This window comes from Acidisoma sp. (assembly GCF_035492295.1).
Taxonomy (GTDB): Bacteria; Pseudomonadota; Alphaproteobacteria; order Acetobacterales; family Acetobacteraceae; genus Acidisoma.
The window spans coordinates 1-2042 of sequence record NZ_DATJJK010000011.1 but is presented as its reverse complement, the minus strand read 5'-3'; the positions used below and the strand labels follow the sequence as shown (position 1 = coordinate 2042).

The window sequence follows — 2042 nt, the reverse complement described above, 5'->3', positions numbered from 1 at the left end:
GACCGCTGCCTCGCGGCCGGTATCACCGCACCCATCGTGCCGGGCATCCTGCCGGTCACGAATTTCGCCCAGGCGAAGAAGTTCAGCGAACTCTGCGGCACCGTCATCCCCGATTGGATGGCCCATCTCTTCGAAGGACTGGATGCGGATCCCGAAACGCGGCGGATGGTCTCCCTTGTCCTCGCGGCCGAGCAGGTACGGCTGTTGCAGGCGAACGGGGTGGACGAGTTCCATTTCTACACCCTGAACCGGCCCGATCTGACCTATGCCATTTCCCATCTCCTGGGCGTGCGGCCCACGGCGCCGGCGGCCCCCGCGGAGGCCCCAGCGGCGTGAGTGACTATCTCGACCGGCTGAACGCCGAGCAGCGGGCGGCGGTTGAGGCTCTGGACGGCCCCCTTCTCGTGCTGGCGGGGGCGGGCACCGGCAAGACCCGGGTCCTGACCACACGTTTCGCCCATATCCTGATGTCTGGCCGGGCGGGGCCTGGACAGGTGCTCTCCGTCACCTTCACCAACAAGGCGGCGCGCGAGATGCGGGAGCGCGTGGGCGCAATCCTCGGCCGGCCGGTGGAGGGTCTGTGGCTCGGCACCTTCCACGCGCTCTGCGCCCGCATGCTCAGGCGCCACGCGGCACTGGTCGGGCTCGAACCCAATTTCTCGATCCTCGATACGGACGACCAGCTGCGCTTGCTCAAGCAGCTGATGCTGGCCGACGGGATCGACATCAAGCGCTGGCAGCCCCAGGGGTTGATGGCGATCATCCAGCGCTGGAAGGATCGCGGCCTGACGCCCGACCGCATCACCGCCGCCGAGGACAGCGATTTCGCTGGAGGCCGCGCGCAGGAATTCTACGCTGCCTACCAAGCCCGGCTGCGCGCGCTGAACGCCGCCGATTACGGCGACCTGCTGCTGCACGTCACCGAAATCCTGCGCAGCAATCCCGAGGTTTTGGCGCAATATCACCGCATGTTCCGCTACATCCTGGTGGACGAATACCAGGATACGAATCTCGTCCAGTATCTGTGGCTGCGGCTGCTCGCCCAGTCGCATCAGAACATCTGCTGCGTCGGGGACGATGACCAGTCGATCTATTCCTGGCGCGGCGCGGAGGTTGAGAACATCCTCCGCTTCGAAAAGGATTTTCCGGGCGCGCGCATCGTCCGCCTCGAAGCCAATTATCGCTCGACCAAGCCGATCCTTGGCGCCGCCTCGGGCCTCATCGCGCATAACGAAGGGCGCCTCGGCAAGACGCTGCGGTCCGGCCGCAACGACGCCTCAGGCGAAAAAGTCGACGTCGTCGCGCTCTGGGATTCGGAGGAAGAGGCCCGCATGGTGGGCGGCCGGATCGAGAGCTTGCGAAGGGACGGCCACAGGCTCGGCGAAATCGCCATCCTGGTGCGCGCCGGCTTCCAGACCCGCGCCTTTGAAGAGCGCCTCATCACGCTCGGCGTGCCCTACCGCATCGTCGGCGGCCAGCGCTTCTACGAACGGGCCGAAATCCGGGATGCCATCGCCTATCTCCGTCTTATCCAGCAGCCGGCGGACGATCTCGCCTTCGAGCGGATCGTCAACCTGCCCCGCCGCGGCGTAGGCGATGTCGCCTTGCGCAATCTTCATGCCCATGCCCGCGCCCACGGCGTGCCGCTGATGGCCGCCGCCGCGCGCATGATTCAGGCGGGCGAGATCCGCGGCCGCATGCGCGACAGTCTCTCGGAGCTTCTGCATAATTTCGAATCCTGGCGGGAGGTCGTGAGCCGCGACGGCCATGTGGTGGCGACCGCCACGATGCTGGACGAGAGTGGCTACACCGCCATGTGGCAGGCGGACAAATCGCCCGATGCGCCCGGCCGCCTCGACAACCTCAAGGAACTTGTCCGCGCGCTGGCCGATTTCGAAACTCTCGCGGCCTTCCTCGACCATGTCGCCCTGGTCATGGAGAATGAGGAAAGCAGCGAGACCGATCGCGTCAGCCTGATGACGCTGCATGGCGCCAAGGGGCTGGAATTCGACACGGTCTTCCTGCCCGGCTGGGAGGAGGGG

2 protein-coding genes are annotated in these 2042 nt (G+C 66.2%); both read left to right on the top strand.

Annotated elements, in window-relative coordinates:
- The coding region (locus VL752_RS00835; protein ID WP_325351832.1) for a methylenetetrahydrofolate reductase at window positions 1-336 on the top strand (336 nt) is incomplete at its 5' end.
- Window positions 333-2042, top strand: a 1710-nt coding sequence (locus tag VL752_RS00830) for an ATP-dependent helicase (protein WP_325351831.1), incomplete at its 3' end; no start/stop codon positions are given. The genes VL752_RS00835 and VL752_RS00830, both read left to right, overlap by 4 nt.